The organism is Niveispirillum cyanobacteriorum (genome assembly GCF_002868735.1).
Taxonomy (GTDB): Bacteria; Pseudomonadota; Alphaproteobacteria; order Azospirillales; family Azospirillaceae; genus Niveispirillum; species Niveispirillum cyanobacteriorum.
Genome location: NZ_CP025611.1, coordinates 3,193,559 through 3,210,165 on the forward strand (window position 1 = coordinate 3,193,559; position 16,607 = coordinate 3,210,165).

Sequence of the window (16,607 nt, forward strand, 5' to 3'; positions counted from 1 at the left end):
GGGCGCACACCCGACTCTATCGGTTGCGGGGGCGGCGTATCGCGGCTATAAGACCCGCCTGTCCCGAAGGACATGAAGGATCGTGACGCGAGCGGACGACCGCCGGGGGAACCTGGGGGCGCGTCGATGCCCGCGTTTTTGCTTAGAAAACGTCCTCGCCGGTGCGCGTCATCGGTGCCGCCATGGCCTTCACCCGGTACCGCTCAGGCATTCCGTCTGGCCTGCCGGTCTCTTCGGGGCGCGCGTACCAAGCCGTCGGACGTGGTGTCCGGCGCGGCGGTGGCAAAGTTTCTCGACCGGCTCGGGCGTGCCGGACACGGGGAACAGCGTCGCCGTTGCCTGCAACCCGAAACAGTTTGCCCATTGGAGTTCAAATGGCACAGGTTTCCGCCGCGAAGGAAAGCTTCGCCGCTCTGCTTGAAGAGTCCTTCGGTTCCTCCGACAGCCTGGAAGGCACCGTCGTCAAGGGCCGCATCCTCAGCATCGACAATGACCAGGTCCTGATCGATGTCGGCCTGAAGTCCGAGGGCCGCGTCGCCCTGAAGGAATTCGCCGTTCCCGGTCAGCCGATCGAGCTGAAGGTTGGCGACACCGTCGAAGTTTACCTGGAGCGCATGGAAGACAAGAACGGCGAAGCCGTCCTGTCGCGTGAAAAGGCCAAGCGCGAGGAAGCCTGGACCCTGCTGGAAAAGTCCTTCACGGACCAGTCCCGCGTCACCGGCATCATCTTCGGCCGCGTCAAGGGTGGCTTCACCGTCGATCTGAATGGCGCCGTGGCCTTCCTGCCGGGCAGCCAGGTCGATATCCGTCCGGTGCGCGACATCGCCCCGCTGATGGGCACGCCGCAGCCGTTCCAGATCCTGAAGATGGACCGCTCGCGCGGCAACATCGTCGTCTCCCGCCGCGCCGTGCTGGAAGAAAGCCGTGCGGAAGCCCGCTCCGAGCTGGTCGCCTCCCTCAAGGAAGGTCAGATCCTGCAGGGCGTGGTCAAGAACATCACCGATTACGGTGCGTTCGTTGATCTGGGTGGCGTTGACGGCCTGCTGCACGTCACCGACATCGCCTGGCGCCGCATCAACCACCCGTCGGAAGCCCTGCAGATCGGCCAGACCGTCACGGTCCAGGTCATCCGCTTCAACTCCGAGACCCAGCGCATCAGCCTCGGCATGAAGCAGCTGGAGGCCGATCCGTGGGAAGGCGTGGAAGCCAAGTACCCGCCGCAGGCCAAGTTCAAGGGTCGCGTCACCAACATCACCGACTACGGCGCCTTTGTGGAGCTGGAGCCCGGTATCGAAGGTCTGGTGCACGTCTCCGAGATGAGCTGGACCAAGAAGAACGTCCATCCGGGCAAGATCGTTTCCACCTCTCAGGAAGTGGAAGTGATGGTCCTGGACGTCGATCCGGTGAAGCGCCGTATCTCGCTGGGTCTGAAGCAGACCATGCAGAACCCCTGGGAAGCCTTCGTCGAGAAGTTCCCGGGCGGCACCGAGCTGGAAGGCGAAGTCAAGAACATCACCGAATTCGGTCTGTTCGTGGGTCTGCCCGGCGACATCGACGGTATGGTGCACCTGTCCGATCTGGACTGGAACACCCCCGGCGAGCAGGCGATCCAGGAATACAAGAAGGGCGATCAGGTCAAGGTCAAGGTCCTGGACGTTGACGTTGAGAAGGAACGCATCTCGCTCGGCATCAAGCAGCTGGCCTCCGATCCGTTCGAGCAGGCTGCCGCTGGCGTCAAGAAGGGCGATGTCGTCACCTGCACCGTGACGCAGATCACCGAAGGCGGCATCGAGGTCGAAGTGGGCGAAGGCTTCACCGGCTTCATCCGCAAGTCCGACCTGTCGCGCGAGCGTTCCGAGCAGCGCCCCGACCGCTTCGCCGTTGGCGAAAAGGTCGATGCCAAGGTCACCCAGGTCGATCGCGGTTCCCGCAAGATCGGTCTGTCGATCAAGGCCAAGGAAGTCGAAGAAGAGAAGTCCGCAATGGCCGAGTTCGGCTCGTCCGACTCGGGCGCCTCTCTGGGCGACATCCTGGGTGCAGCCCTGAAGCGCAAGCAGCAGAACGACTGATCCGGTACCGGATCAGCCCTCTGTCAGGGTTGAAGAGTATGCGAAGGCCGCCGGGGCAACCCGGCGGCCTTTTGCTTTGCGGGTTGCTTGCCGACGCCATCCAACCAATCGGCGGATGGGTTCGTGCCTATGGATATAAATTGTGATGGGAAGATTTATAAAATTTCAAATAAATCTATCTTAAAGGTTTGTATCTGTTGGTTGTGTTATCCATAATAAAAATCCGCTTTGAAATAAAATGTCTTGTCGGTTTCGTGGGAGTGCGAAGTCCAACCGGAACCGCCCAACCAGATGCGGATACCGGTAGCTGCTGCCGTCACTCCCACGGTCCGGAGCCTGCTTCGCAACAGGAGAAAACATGGCCGTCATCAATGGTACCGCTGCCGCCGAAACCCTGACCGGTGGGGCCGAGAATGACATCATCACTGGCGGTGGCGGTCGTGACCAGATCGCTGGTGGTGCCGGCAATGACACCCTGAGCGGCGGCAGTGGTGGCGGGGCCACTATCAAGGGTGAGGCTGGCGACGATGTCATCTATGGCGATGACGGGATCGGTTATGGGCGTAGTGGCGACAATGTGCAGGGTGGTGAGGGCAACGACCATCTCTATGTCGGGCGCAGCGATACCGCTTCCGGCGGGACGGGAAGCGATGTTTTCCATTTCCCGCGCTATCTCCCCTATTCTGGTGGCCTGGCAATCATCACCGATTTTGATGTCTCCAGCGATCGCATAGACCTTACCAACATCAGCGGAGAACGGGGCATCGCCAGCTTCTCCGTGGCCAAGGACCTGATCAGCGCCACGACATACCAGGGCAAGGCGGGCACCGCCGTTACCGTCAATTATGACTATGGCGGCAGCATTATCCTGTTCCTGGAGGGAGTGACGCCCAGCCAACTGACGGCGGCCAATTTCCTGGTGACGGGTGCCACCAGCAATCCAAGCGGTCTGTTCAACAGCGGCCTGCGCGACCTGTATGGCACGCTGGGTGATGACGTCATCACCGGTGAGGTCGGCAACGAACGCCTCTATGGCGATGCTGGCAACGACACGCTGTTTGGTGCCGATGGTTATGACACCCTGATCGGCGGGGCCGGTAACGATGTTTTTGTCTATTGGGGCGTCGGCTCGCCCACGATCCAGGATTTTGAGCAGGGCAGCGACCGGATCGACCTACGAGGCTTTGGCGTGCGAGACTTCGCCATGCTGCGGGAGATCATGACAGCCGCGCCCGCCGGCGGCACCGTGATTGCTACCCGTGGTGTCAACAGCAGCGACCGTCTGACGTTCGGCGTTGAGATGTCGAAGCTGACCGCCGCCGATTTCATCTTCGCCCCTGCTGATTACGGCATGCGGCTGGTCGGTGACCAATATACGGCGAACATCCTGGCCGGGAATGGCAACGACACCATCACCGGCGGCAGCGGCAGTAACTTCATCCTGGCCGGTGCCGGGGACGACCGCATCATCGTCTCCAGCGGCTTCGACACGCTGGTCGGCGGTCCCGGCAAGGATGTGCTGGTCTTCAGCGATGCCGGTTATAGTTACGGCTACCGTGGCACCTATTTTCGCGACTTTACGCAAGGGCAGGACCGGATCGACCTGCGGGCGACGGGCATCGCCAGCCTGGATACGGTGAAACTGTTGGGCTTCGCTGACGTGATCGAGGGCAACAAGCAGGTCGTGGAGTTCGTCTTCGATCTGCCGGGCGGGGGTGAGGCGGACCTGATTCTGGCCATTGATCCCGCCCGGCTGACGGCGGCGGATTTCATCTTCGAGGATAGTGCGACGGCCCGCACCCTGACCGGGTCATCATATGGCGGCGCCCTCTATGGCGGCTTGGGGGATGATGTCCTGCGGGGCCGTGGCGAGAGCTGGCTTTACGGCGACGCCGGTAACGATACGCTGACGGGAGCTGGCGGGGATCAACTTGTTGGTGGCAGCGGCCGGGATGTCTTCCGTACAGAAGTACTTAGCAGCCTGAACAATCCGGCCAAGATTATCGATTTCAAGCAAGGCGAGGACCGTATCGACTTATCGCCATGGGGAATCCGCGACTTCGCAACCTTCTCCATGATCCTGGCAGACGACCGGTTGTATGGCAGGTTGAACTTCCTGGCCGAGGTGATGAATGTCGGCATCCCTTCGAGCAGATTGACGGCACAGGATTTCGTCTATGCGACTGATGATGGCAGAGGCCAGTGGCTGACCGCTACCAACTCGACATCCACCAACATGTTCAAGCCCGTGCCGTTGGCCGGCGGCGGCGGTAACGACATGATCCGTGGCAGCATGTATTCGGACTGGTTGGTGGGTGGGGCTGGCGATGACACGCTGGTGGGGACCGGGGGCGAAGACATCCTGGCCGGCGGTGCTGGTAGCGACCTTTTCGTCGTCATGCCCAGCAGCAATTCGACCACATTCGTTTCGATCATCGATTTCACCCGCGGCATCGACAAGATCGACCTGTCTGCCACCTCGATCAACAGTTTCCAGGCGCTGCTTGCCTCCTCCAACGCCGTCCTGGGGGCGTCGGGCAATTTTACGCGCATCCAAGCTGATGGCGTCAGCGTGGATATCCGCACCGACCGGTCCAAGCTGACGGCGACCGATTTCATTTTCGCACCCAACCCGACAGGAAGTCTCTACCTGAGCTCCGCGCTCAGTGGAGAGATGAACCTTTTCGGGGGTGCCGGTAACGATACGCTGGAAGGGTCGTCGGCATCGCAGTTGCTTTTCGGCGGCGATGGCGATGATAGCTTCATTCCTGGCTCCACGACGACCGGGTATGGCAATGACACGATCACCGGTGGGGCGGGCCTGGACCGTGTCATCTTCAACGATAGATCCAGCGTCTGGCAGATCACTACCGTCAACAATATCACGACCGTCAGCAGCGTCCGGGGGGATAAGACTTTAATCACTGGCGTGGAAAAACTGGTGTTCAACAACCAGACCTTTGACCTGTCTGGCGGAGCTGTCCCAACGTTGAAACTTTCAGGCGGCGCCGTACGCGAGGGGCAATCGGGCACATCGGCCAATCTGGCCTTCACCGCCACCCTATCGGCACCCGGAACCTCGGATGTCACCTTCAGTTTCACCGTAAGGGCCAGCACCACCGTTGAAGCTGTCAGCAAGACCGTAACCATTCCGGCGGGTTCCACCAGCGTCACCGTGCTGGTGCCCGTGAAGGGCGACGTTCTGGTGGAGGCGGATCAAAGCGTGCTGGCCACGGTGACCGATTTATCCGGTGCCCTTTTCGCCAGCAGCAATGGCCGCTACCTCTATGCCACTGGAACTGTCGTCAATGATGACTTCCAGGCCGGCTTCAGTGTGGAGGCATACCGCGCCCTGAATGGCGGTCTGGCCAGCGATGCTGCCGCTATGCAGGACTACATCGCCAATGGCCGGGCCGCTGGCAAGGTTGCCAGCGGCTTTGATGCCGAGGCCTACGCTGCCTTCAATCCTGAACTCTACCGGTCGTTAGGCCTGAACGCTTCCGCCCTGTTGAACCACTTCGTGAGCACGGGTCGGGCGGAAGGACGTGTCGCTGAAGGGTTCGACGCCATGGCTTACGCGGCTCTGAATCCCGATCTGTTTGCGGCTTTCGGCACCAACCGTCAGGCCTTGGTGGAGCACTTCATCACCAGCGGCCGGGCGGAAGGGCGCCTCACCGCGGGTTTTGACGCGGAAGCCTATGCCGCCTTGAATCCCGACCTTTTCCGCGTCTTCGGCCTGAATGAATGGGCGCTGGTCAGCCACTATATCCAGTTTGGGCGGGCAGAGGGACGAAGTGCCATCGGCTTCAGCGCCGACGCCTATGCCGCTTTCAATAGCGACCTCTACAATGCCTTCGGGCTGGACCATGCCGCCCTGGTCCGCCACTACGTTGACTATGGCCGGGGTGAGGGGCGGCTTGCCTATAATGCCACGGCGCAGGGTCTGGTACCTACCGCACCCCTGGACCTGCTGGGCTATGTGCCGCGCAGTGACTTTGCCTACCTGGATGCGTGACCGACTGTAGGTGCCGTCGGAAATGACATCTGCTTGTGCACAACCGCCTCCCCGGATATTCACCGGGGAGGCGGGTATTCTTGACTTAGGGTGAATCTTAACGGGTCCTAACCCGCTCTCACCTCACCCCTTCACCTGCTTCACCCAAGCATCCACCTGCGCCTCCAGCACCGTCAGCGGCAGGCCGCCGGAGCCCAGCACGACGTCGTGGAAGCCCTTGATGTCGAACTTATCGCCAAGGGCCGTCTTTGCCTTTTCGCGCAGGTCCAGGATTTTCAACTGGCCCAGCTTATAAGCGCAGGCCTGGCCGGGCAGGACGATGTAGCGGTCGATCTCGATGGTGACCGCTTCCTCGCTCATGCCCGTTGTGTCGCGCATATAGGTGATCGCCTGTTCGCGGGTCCAGCGCTTGGCATGGATGCCGGTATCCACGACCAGACGGACGGAACGGAACAGTTCCGCCTGTAACCGGCCCAGATCGCCATAGGGGTCGTTCTCATACATCCCCATTTCCACGGCCAGCCGTTCGGCATAAAGCGCCCAGCCTTCGGCGTAGGAGGTGAAGGGATAGACCTTGCGGAAGGTCGGCACATCCTCAATGGTCTGGGCCAGGGCCAACTGGAAATGATGGCCGGGTACGGCCTCGTGATAAACCAGGGTCGGCAGGCTGAACTTCGGCGCGCGGGCCTTTTCGCCCAGGTTGATATAGAAAATGCCGGGGCGGGAGCCGTCCAGCGCCGGCGGGTTGTAATAACCGCCGGGCGACGTCGCCTCGGCATATTCCGGTACGGCCTGGATATCGACGGGCTGCTTGGGCAGCTTGTTGAACCATTGCGGGGCCTTGGCCATGACCGTGTCGGTCATGCGCTTCAGGTCGGCCAGCTCCTGTCCATAGCTTTCGCGGCCGGGCGGGTATTTCTGGGCCGGGTCCTGCTCCAGGGCACGCACCCGCTCACCCACCGTACCCTCTGTCCGGCCAAGCTTTTGCAGCAGCGCGTCCATTTCGCTGGTGATGCGGGCCACTTCTGACAGGCCGATATCGTGGATGGCGTCCGGTTCGGTATCGACGGTCGTGTTGGCCCGCAGCGCCAGCTTGTAGTAACGCGCACCATCCGGCAGACGCCAGACGCCGGCGTCGGACGTGGCCTTGGGCCGGATTTCATCGCGCAGCAGTTTGCCCAGCGCCTGATAGGCCGGATAGACGTCCTTTTCCACCGCTACCGTGGCGGCGGCGATCAGGCGGGTGCGGTCGGCCTCTGCCACGCCGGCCTTTTCCAGGCGTGTCTTGAAGGTGGTGATCAGGGGGCTGTCGGCCACCGGGTCCTTGGTGAAGCCGTCAATGACCACCAGGCTCTTATCCACCACGAAATCGGGCGGCACCACGCCGGCCTTGGCCTGGTTGCGCACGGAATCGGCTAACTGCCCGAACTTCGTGGAAACGGCGTGCAGGCGGCTGATATAGCGCTCCGCCGATTTCACATCGCTGACCACATGGGCGTTGGTCAGAAACTGCGGCAGGCTGACGGGCGGCGAGAACAGCTGATCGACGGGGTAAAGCCCGCCGCCCGGTACCACCCAGGGGAAATCCAGTTGCGCCAGATTGGTGGAATAGAATTCCAGCATCACCTGCTGTGAGATGGCCTGCTGCCCCGTCAGGCCGGTATATCCCTTGATCTCCGCGATATAGCGGGTCATGTCGTTCCGGGCCTTTTCCAGGTCTTCCGGCTTGATCTCGTCCAGCTTGCCGGAATGGAAATCCAGGAAGGTGCCGTCGATCATGCCCAACTGGGTCAGCGTTTCCGGACTGTCCAGAACCTGAAGGATGGTCTGACGCTCAATGGTCGGGTGGATGGGCAGCGGGCCCCACAGCCCATAGCCAACGGCCACAGCGGCCAGACCAACGACACCCCCCACGGTGCCCAGCAGGATCTTTTTCAGCTTCACTGTTGTAACCCCCTCTGTTGACGCCGCCCTGTCGTCCGTAGGCATGGCGGTCGCAGGCGACGAGGCTACATCCTGGTTAATGTTCGCGCCAGGGCAGGGATAGGGGGAGGGGCACCATTCATGTGCCCCGCAAGGGAACCACGGTTTGCCAAACGTGCTGGTTCACGGCACTCTGCGGCGTTTCTTGATGTGGGATGGCAGGGACGGGTGCGGTATGGGCGTGGCGATGGGCAGCATCGATCTGGCGGTGGAGCCGGATTTCCGCCTGGGTCCCTGGCTGGTGCGCCCGTCCCTGGGCATGGCAAGCCGCGACGGGGCAGAGGTGAAGCTGGAGCCCCGCGTCTTGCAGACCCTGATCGTGCTGGTCCGGGCAGAGGGGCGGACGGTATCGCGGGCCGAGCTGATGCGCACCGCCTGGGGTCTGGAGGTGGGGGACGACGCCATCGGCCGCTGTATCGGCCGGCTGCGCGCTGTTCTGGCCATTGATGGGGTGATCGGGTTTGAGACAATCCCCAAGATCGGTTACCGCCTGAATGTGGCGGGGCAGGCGGCGGACACGGTGGTGGAGGAGCCGGCGGCGGTCGCGGCGGCCCCCGCACCGGCCCGGCGATCCGCACCCTATCTCTGGGCCGGACTGTCGCTGCTGCTGACCCTGTCCATTGCGGGTACCGCCCTGCTGCTGAACCGTCCGGGCGATGCGCCGCCGGTGGCGCAGGTCACCCCTGTCACCACCGATCCGGGGCAGGAGGTACAGCCCGCGATCAGCCCTGGCGGCGGCCAGATCGCCTATGCGTCCGACCGGGCCGGCCAGGGATTTGATATCTGGGTGCAATCGCTGTCCGGCGGCACGCCCGTCCGGCTGACGGATGACCCCGCCCATGATCTGTCGCCCGTCTGGTCCCCCGATGGCGGTCGCATCGCCTTTGTCCGGGTGCCATCATCGGGTCCTTGTCAGCTTTTGGTGCGGCCTGTCCCGTCGGGGCCGGAACGGCTGGTGGGCGGTTGCACGACCTTTCGGGAGGTGAAACCCGCCTGGGCTGACAATGATCGTCTTATCTTCGCCGACAAGGCCAGCGCCGCCGAACCCGCCCGCCTCTGGACTGTCGCCCTGTCCGGGGCCGATGCCGGGACGCCCGTACCGCTGACCAGTCCGCCTGCCGGCATCAATGGCGATGGCGATCCCGCTGTTTCTCCCGATGGCAAACGTCTGGCCTTCATGCGCCACCGGGCCGTTGGCGTCTCTGACGTCATCGTGCGCGATCTGACCACCGGCGCGGAAATGCAGGTGACGCAGGACGAGCGCAAGCTGCACGGGCTGGAATGGTCGGGCGACGGGCGCTGGCTTTACACCTCCTCCAGCCGGGCTGGCGATTTCGGCCTCTGGCGGGTGGACCCCGAGGCCAAGGCCCCGCCGCTGCGCATCGCCCCCGGCCTGAACCAGTTGGGCCGTATCGGGGCCGGTGGCGACCGGGTGGCGGCAGAGGTGCGAACCAACCGCTCCACCCTGCTGCGCCTGCTGCCCGATGGCGGCACCGAACCCGTGGTGCCGCCCAGCAACCGCCTGGACTGGGACCCCGATGTCAGCCGCCAGGGGGCGGTGGCCTTCGCGTCCGACCGGTCCGGCATGTTTGAGATCTGGGTGGCCGATCCGGGACAGGTGCCGTCCCCCGTGACGCAGTTTGCCGGCCCCTTCACCCAGTCCCCGCGCTGGGCGCCCGATGGGCGGCGGCTGGCGCTGGTGTCGGTGGTCGATGGCTCCCCCGGCCTGTTCATCCTGGATCGCGGGTCGGGCCGGCTGCGGCGCGTGGCCGCCGAACCGGGGGCGGAGGATCGGGCTCCTGCCTGGTCGCGCGACGGGCAGCGGCTGTATTTCGCGTCCAACCGGCTGGATGGCTGGCGCATCTGGATCACCCGCCCGCCCTATGAACAGGCCATGCCGATCACAGAGGCTGGGTGGCGCGTGGCCCGGGAAAGTGCCGATGGCCGCTGGCTCTATATGGCGCGCGATGGCGAGGATGGGCTGTGGCGGCAACCCGCCGATGGCGGGCAGGTGGAAAAGGTGGCCGACCTGCCCAACGCCTATGACAATGAAAGCTGGGTGGTGGGGCCGGACGGCGTCTATCTGATCGACCGGCCGGGCAACGGGCAGGCGCGCATCATGCTGCTACCCTCTGACGGAGGGCCGCTGCGCGCCGTCGCGGACCTTCCCGACGCGCTCTACAAATCCTCCCTGACCTTGGACCCGGACGGGCGGCTGATCATCGGCAAATATCTGGGCACCCTGGTCGATATTGTCGATGTGCGGATGGGGCCGCCCTGATCGGCACAATATCGGCGTTCCATCGGGATGCCGTCGGACCATCGGACTTCCCGGTTTCTCTGGCTTTCGCCACCCTCCGCATCGACCCGCCGGGCCTGCCGGCGATGATGTGACCGGGTGGTTGGAATGCGATATGAGATCGATGTGAACGGGCAACGGCATGGCGTGGATGCCCCTGCCGACATGCCGCTGCTGTGGGTCCTGCGCGACCTTGTGGGCCTGACGGGTACGAAATACGGGTGCGGCGTGGCGGCCTGCGGGGCCTGTACCGTGCTGCTGGACGGGCAGGCGGTACGGTCCTGTCAGTTCCCCATGGAACAATATGCAGGGCAGAAGGTGGCGACAGTTGAAGGCCTGTCGCCCGACCGTACCCACCCGCTGCAACTGGCCTGGATCGCCGAACAGGTGCCTCAATGCGGCTATTGCCAGTCCGGCATGCTGATGGCCGCCCACGCCCTGCTGCGCGAAGTGCCGCGTCCGACGGATGCGCAGATCGACGCCGCCATGACCAACCTGTGCCGTTGTGGCACCCTGCCCCGTGTGCGCCGCGCCATCCGCCGTGCCGCCGGCATGGCACCGGCCTGAAGCGGGGGGAGGGGACCATGGCTGTTTCACTTTCGCGCCGCGCGTTGTTTTCCGCCGCCGGGGCCGGTTTGACACTTGGGCTGATGCCGCTCAGCATTGTGGCCGTCGCCGCACCCGGACAGGGGGCGACCATCAATAACTGGCTGCATGTCGGTACGGATGGTGCCGTCACGCTTTATTCCAATGCCCAGGAAATGGGTCAGGGCGGGTTCAGCGGCGTGGCGCAGTTGCTGGCCAATGAACTGTGTGTGGACTGGGACCGGGTGATGGTGAAGACCGCGCCCCTTGTCGATGCGATGGGCATGGCCGATGGCAAAAGCCATTGGACGGGGGGCAGTTCGTCGATCCGCAGCCAGTGGGACAAGCTGCGCCGCGCCGGTGCCGCCGCGCGGGAGATGCTGGTGATGGCCGGTGCCCGCATGCTGGGTGTGCCGGCGGCTGAATGCCGGGCCATTGCCGGCCATGTCGAACATCGGCCCAGCGGTCGGCGCGTCGCCTATGGCGCCGTGGCCGACATGGCGGCCCGCCTGCCCGTGCCCGCCGATCCCATACCCCTGTCACGGGCCGATTGGACCCTGGTGGGCCAGGGGGTGATGCGCAAGGATATCGCGGCCAAGGTGGATGGCAGTGCCGTCTATGCCACCGATGTGAAGCTGCCGGGCCTGCTGTCCGCCACCTTGATGCAATGTCCGGTCTTCGGAGGAAAGCTGGTCAGCGTCGATCCTGCCCCCGCTATGGCCATTCCTGGCGTGCGGCATGTGGTGGTGGTGAAGGATGCGTCCATCCCCATCCCCGGCTCCGACCGGCCCATGACCCTGGTCGATGCGGTGGCGGTGGTGGCCGACCATTGGTGGGCGGCCCGTCAGGGCCTGCTGGCCCTGTCCCCCGTCTGGGACGCGCAGGGCAAGGATAATCTCGACACCATGGGCATGATCGACACCATCACGGGCAAGCTGTCCGACCCCGGCTCCATCCGTAAGGGGGAGAAGGAGGATGAGGCCGCAATCCGGGCCGGCCACAGCGCCGCCATGGCGGGGGCGGCCAAGACCGTGTCCTGGGATTACATTGTGCCGGCCCTGGCCCATGCCCAGATGGAGCCGATGTCAGCCACCATCGACCTCAGCCGCGGCAAGGCGCGGGCCTGGACGGGCAGCCAGTTCCCCACCTCCGTCCGCCGCATCCTGGCCGGCCTGTCCGGCCTGCCGCCGGAACAGGTTGAGGTGGAGACGCTGGTCTCGGGCGGCGGCTTTGGCCGGCGATACCTGAACGACTATGTCGCTTATGCAGCCTTCCTGTCGAAGCAGGTGGCGGCCCCGGTGAAGCTGATCTATTCGCGGGAGGAGGATCTGTGCCAGGGTCGTTACCGCCCCGCCACGGCCTGCCGCATCACCGCCGGTCTGGGGGCGGATGGCATGCCCGTCGCCATTCACACGCACACGGTCCCGGCATCGGGTGGCGTCTGGGTTTCCATGGCAACGGGCGGGCCTGCACAGCCTGACCATCAGCCCAGCTATTACCTGCCATCCCCCCTGACGACGATGACGGATGGCGGCCTGCCCGTGCCCAACGGCCCCTGGCGTGCACCGGGCAGCACGCAGGGCGCCTTCTTCTTCGAATGTTTCGTAGATGAACTGGCGCAGGTGGCGGGACAGGACCCGCTGGCCTATCGCCGCCGGCTGCTGGCCAGCAATCCCCGCGCGCTGCGTGTGCTGGACGCTGCCGCGAATGCCGCCGGCTGGGGCCGGGCCATGCCGCCGGGGACCGGCCTGGGCATCGCCATCTGGAACAGCTTTCAGTCGATCGCTGCACAGGTGGTGCAGGTATCGGTGAACGGCACCCGTGTGCGGGTGGACAAGGTCTGGTGCGCCTTTGACTGCGGAACCATTGTCAATCCCGACAGTGTCCGGGCCCAGGGTGAGGGGTCTATCCTGATGGCCCTGTCGGCCAGCCTGGCGGAAAAGGTGACCCTGGAGAAAGGGGCGGTCAGCAGCCGCAATTTCGATCAGTACAGCCTGATCCAGATGGATCGCATCCCGGAGATCGAGGTGATCCTGATCGACAGTCCTGACGCGCCCGTGGGCGGGGCGGGGGAGCCGATGACCCCACCCCTGCCGCCCGCCCTGGTCAACGCCCTGTTCGCGGCGACGGGCAAGCGGGTGCGGTCGCTTCCCCTCATCGACCATGGCTTCACGGTTTAGCGCGCTCTCAGTCGCCGCCGTACCCTCGTTCATGGACATGACCGAGGGTGTGACCCCGCTTGCGCCTCCCCGCCGCCAGGGGTTACACCGGCTGTGGAAACAGCGATGGATGACACCATGCGGCAGGGGGGCGAAGGTCGGGGCTGGGCGCCTGTGCCGGTGCATATGGTGGGCGTGCATCTGGGCCTGTCCTTCTGGCATTACGCCTTGGGCATGCTGGCGCTGGGCCTGCTGGTCTTTCCGGTGGCTTGGCTGGCCGGTGGCATCTCCGAAACGGTCAGCCTGTCGCTGGGCTGGATGGAGGGTGATCCCGCCATCCGTCGCATCACCAATCTGCTGGCGCTGGCCGCCATCATTCTGCTGCTGACCGCTGTGCTAAACATACAGGGCCGGTCGCTGATGAGCGTGGTGGCCCCTGAACAGCATCTGGACCTGGGCATGATGGTGCGGTCGGCGGGCACCTATGCCCTGGCCTTCACGCCTGTGATCATCATGGCGGTGATGAGCGGGCAGTTGGGCCTGGGCGACTGGCGGGCGGCGCTCGCCCTGCTGCCGATGATGCTGGTACTGGTGGCGTTGCAGGCGACGGCGGAGGAGATGGTCTGCCGGGGTTATCTGGCGCAGGGGTTCCAGGTCCTCTTCGGCCACGCAATGCTGGCCGCATTGCCAGTGGCTATCATTTTCCTGTCGCTGCATGATACGGGGGGCTGGGATACCGGCTGGGACCGCAAGATCAATATCCTGATGATCAGTCTGGCGCTGTCCTGGCTGACCACGCGGGCTGGGCGGCTGGAACCAGCCATGGGCGTGCATTTCGCCCATAACATCATTGTCTTCACCCTTGCCGCCCGCCCGGACCATGGCTTGCCCTCGGTCAGCGGCTTTCAGGAAGATTTCCGCGACAGCAGTTTCGACATCAATGCCGTGCTGGCCCAGACCATGATCTATGGCGCCGTCTGCGCCAATTACTGGTTCATTGGCCTGCGCACCGGCTTTGTGGCGGGCCACACAACGGGGCAGCCAGAATGAAGGGCGACGAGACGCCAGTTCACATGGCAGGCGTGGCCACGGGGCAGCCGCGCGGGGCCTATCTGTTCGGCACCGTCGTGATTGTCGTGCTGATGCTGCTGGCGGGTATCGCCATCGTTGCTTTGGTGATGGAATTGCGGCGCGTCTTGCCGGGCACTTCCTACCTGCAGACCTATGGCCTGCTGACCATCAATTCCATCGCCATCCCGGTTCTGGCCTTGGTGCTGCACTGGCTGCACCGGCTGCGTCTGTCGGACCTGATCGCGCCGGGCCGTTCGCTGGACTGGGGGATGATGGGGCGGGCGGCCCTAGTCTTCGCACTGCCCATGCTGGTGCAGGTGGGCATCGGCCTATGGGCGGGCGAATTGCGCCTATCTCAAACAAGCCTGATGACCTTCCTGCTGCTGGCCCCGCTATCGGTGCTGCTCTTCGGTCTGCAGGCCTCGGCAGAGGAGTTGCTGTTCCGGGGCTATCTGGCGCAGGGCGCGCAATTGCTGTTTCGCCATGCCCTGCCGGCCTCGCTTCTAACGGCGGTGCTGTTTACCCTGGTGCATGAAGGGTCAGAGGCGCAGGCCGTCTGGGCCATGCGGGCGGAGATTTTCTGCATGGCCCTGTTCCTATCCTGGATTACCACCCGCTTCGGGCGACTGGAGGCGGCGATGGGCGTGCACATCATCAATAATGTGCTGTTTTCCTTCTTCGTGGGCAGTGCGGATCTGTCCTTCCCCGACCTGACCACCCGTGTGGAGTTGGACCCGCCGGACCTGTCCGGCTGGGCCGATTGGGGTGAGTTTGCCCTGCATCAGGCGGTGCATGTCGGTTTCTTCTGGCTGGTCGGCATGAAGACCGGCTTCATTGAGAAGGGCTGGATCAGGCGTCGCGCCGCGTAAGGTTGGACCCTAGTGCGGCCAGACATATCAAGGCGATAGCCGCCACCGCCGACAGCGACAGCACCTCGTTCAGCAAGAACAGGCCGACAATGGCGGACAGGGCCGGCTCCATCGCCATCATGATGCCGAACAGGGCCGTGGAGACGCGCCGCAGTGCCACGAATTCCAGCGCATAGGGCAGCAGGGTGGACAGCATCGCCACGACCACCACCATCCCCAGCAGCTCAAAACTGGCCAGATAGGGACCGGATACAGGCAGGCCGACCGGGGTCGTGAACAGGGTGGCGAACAAAAGCGCCAGGGCCAGCCCCGTCATCCCCGGTATCTCCCGCCCCGCATGCCGCGACATCAGGATATAGGCGGCCCAGCCCACAGCAGTAACGATGGCGAAGAACAGACCCAGCGGGTCCAGCCGTTCCGCCCCGGCCAGCGGCGTCAGCAGCAGCACACCCGCCAGCGCCAGCAGCGGCCAGAGATAATCCACCACCCGCCGCGCCCCGACCATGGCCACGGCCAGTGGCCCCAGAAACTCAATTGCTACCGCCACACCCAGGGGCAGCCGGGCCAGCGCCAGATAGAAGCACGCGTTCATGGCGGCCAGCGACGCGCCCAGCGCCGCCGCCGCCCGCCATTGCGCGCCCGTCAGATTGCGGAAGGAAGGCCGGACGATCGCCAACATGATGGCGGCGGAGATGGCGTTACGCAGAAAGGCCAGCGCCAGAATGTCATGCCCCTGCGACACATCCTTGGCCAATCCACCGCCCAGCGGCGGCATGGAGACGGACAGGACCAGCAGCAAGGGCGCCAGTAATGTCAGGCGGTCGGCGCGCGCGGGGGGCGCCGTATCGTTCATGGCAGCAGCCCCAGCCCCATGTCCCAGAACCCGGCCTCTAGCCGGCTGGCGGCATCAAAGCTGCGGGTCAGGTCGTTGAACCGGGCTTCACCGCCGCGCGTGGCCGACAGCCGGTCCAGCAGGGCCACCTGTGCCGCCGCCACGGAACGGTATTCAGGATCGGCATACATGGCGATCCAGTCGCCATAGGGATTGCCTTCCAGCTTGGTCGCCGGATCGGCCAGCAGATTGGCAGCAATCTCAGCATAGCCAATGATGCAGGGGGCCAGCGCCACATGCAGGTCCAGCAGATCACCGGCCAGCCCGCGTTCCAGCACGAACCGCGTATAGGCCAGCGTGCCCTGCGCCTCGGGGGCGGCCTGCATCGCGGCCTCATCCAGGCCCCAGCCCGCGCAATATTTCACATGCAGGCCCATTTCCAGATCCAGGATCGCCGCCATGGACCGCGCGGCCGCCCGCATATCGGCCAGATTGTCGGCCTTGAACGCGGCCAGCGCATAGGCGCGGGCGAAATGGATCAGGAACAGGTAATCCTGGATCAGGTAATGCCTGAAGCAGGCCTCCGGCAGGGTCGCGTCGCCCATGCCCGCCACGAATGGGTGGCGGACATAGCGGTCCCAGGCGGGGCGCGTGGCCCCGCGCAGCCGGTCGAACAGGCCGCCCGGCGTGGCAATGTCCGGCAGGGTCTGACGGATCAGCGCCAT

Annotated in this window: 10 protein-coding genes; 7 read left to right on the forward strand and 3 right to left on the reverse strand. The window is 64.4% G+C overall.

Annotation, left to right across the window (positions count from 1 at the left end; all coding sequences use genetic code 11):
* Positions 1 to 374: 374 nt before the first annotated feature.
* Both rpsA and C0V82_RS14885 read left to right on the forward strand, forming a co-directional pair.
* Positions 375 to 2,069 (forward strand): 30S ribosomal protein S1, encoded by a 1,695-nt coding sequence (rpsA, locus tag C0V82_RS14880; protein WP_054169461.1) that lies wholly within the window; start codon positions 375 to 377, stop codon positions 2,067 to 2,069.
* Positions 2,070 to 2,427: 358 nt separating this feature from the next.
* The gene (locus C0V82_RS14885) at positions 2,428 to 6,084 is read left to right on the forward strand and encodes a calcium-binding protein (RefSeq protein WP_102112983.1); all 3,657 of its coding nucleotides are present in this window, start codon (positions 2,428 to 2,430) and stop codon (positions 6,082 to 6,084) included.
* A gap of 123 nt (positions 6,085 to 6,207) precedes the next feature.
* Here C0V82_RS14885 and C0V82_RS14890 read toward each other — a convergent pair whose 3' ends face one another.
* Entirely contained in the window at positions 6,208 to 8,028 is a 1,821-nt protein-coding gene (locus C0V82_RS14890) for a DUF885 domain-containing protein (RefSeq protein WP_158659950.1), read from the reverse strand.
* Positions 8,029 to 8,242: 214 nt separating this feature from the next.
* Between C0V82_RS14890 and C0V82_RS14895 the strand changes: the two genes are divergently transcribed.
* The 5 genes from C0V82_RS14895 to C0V82_RS14915 all read left to right on the forward strand — a co-directional run bounded on the left by C0V82_RS14895 (position 8,243) and on the right by C0V82_RS14915 (position 15,050).
* Positions 8,243 to 10,348 carry a winged helix-turn-helix domain-containing protein gene (locus C0V82_RS14895; protein WP_158659951.1) on the forward strand — a complete coding sequence of 702 codons (2,106 nt, stop codon included), beginning with the start codon at positions 8,243 to 8,245 and terminating at the stop codon, positions 10,346 to 10,348.
* Between the two features lie 126 nt (positions 10,349 to 10,474).
* Positions 10,475 to 10,933 carry a (2Fe-2S)-binding protein gene (locus tag C0V82_RS14900; protein WP_102112986.1) on the forward strand — a complete coding sequence of 153 codons (459 nt, stop codon included), beginning with the start codon at positions 10,475 to 10,477 and terminating at the stop codon, positions 10,931 to 10,933.
* Between the two features lie 17 nt (positions 10,934 to 10,950).
* The gene (locus C0V82_RS14905; RefSeq protein ID WP_102112987.1) at positions 10,951 to 13,131 is read left to right on the forward strand and encodes a xanthine dehydrogenase family protein molybdopterin-binding subunit; all 2,181 of its coding nucleotides are present in this window, start codon (positions 10,951 to 10,953) and stop codon (positions 13,129 to 13,131) included.
* Positions 13,132 to 13,236: 105 nt separating this feature from the next.
* Positions 13,237 to 14,160 carry a CPBP family intramembrane glutamic endopeptidase gene (locus C0V82_RS14910; protein WP_102112988.1) on the forward strand — a complete coding sequence of 308 codons (924 nt, stop codon included), beginning with the start codon at positions 13,237 to 13,239 and terminating at the stop codon, positions 14,158 to 14,160.
* The gene (locus C0V82_RS14915) at positions 14,157 to 15,050 is read left to right on the forward strand and encodes a CPBP family intramembrane glutamic endopeptidase (RefSeq protein ID WP_102112989.1); all 894 of its coding nucleotides are present in this window, start codon (positions 14,157 to 14,159) and stop codon (positions 15,048 to 15,050) included. Before C0V82_RS14910 ends, C0V82_RS14915 begins: the two co-directional genes overlap by 4 nt.
* Here C0V82_RS14915 and C0V82_RS14920 read toward each other — a convergent pair.
* A complete protein-coding gene (locus C0V82_RS14920; protein WP_102112990.1) occupies positions 15,031 to 15,903 on the reverse strand; it encodes an EamA family transporter in 873 nt (290 codons plus the stop codon). The two genes, C0V82_RS14915 and C0V82_RS14920, sit on opposite strands and share 20 nt — an antisense overlap.
* On the reverse strand, positions 15,900 to 16,607 hold the full coding sequence (tenA, locus tag C0V82_RS14925) for a thiaminase II (protein WP_102112991.1): 708 nt from the start codon (positions 16,605 to 16,607) through the stop codon (positions 15,900 to 15,902). Before tenA ends, C0V82_RS14920 begins: the two co-directional genes overlap by 4 nt.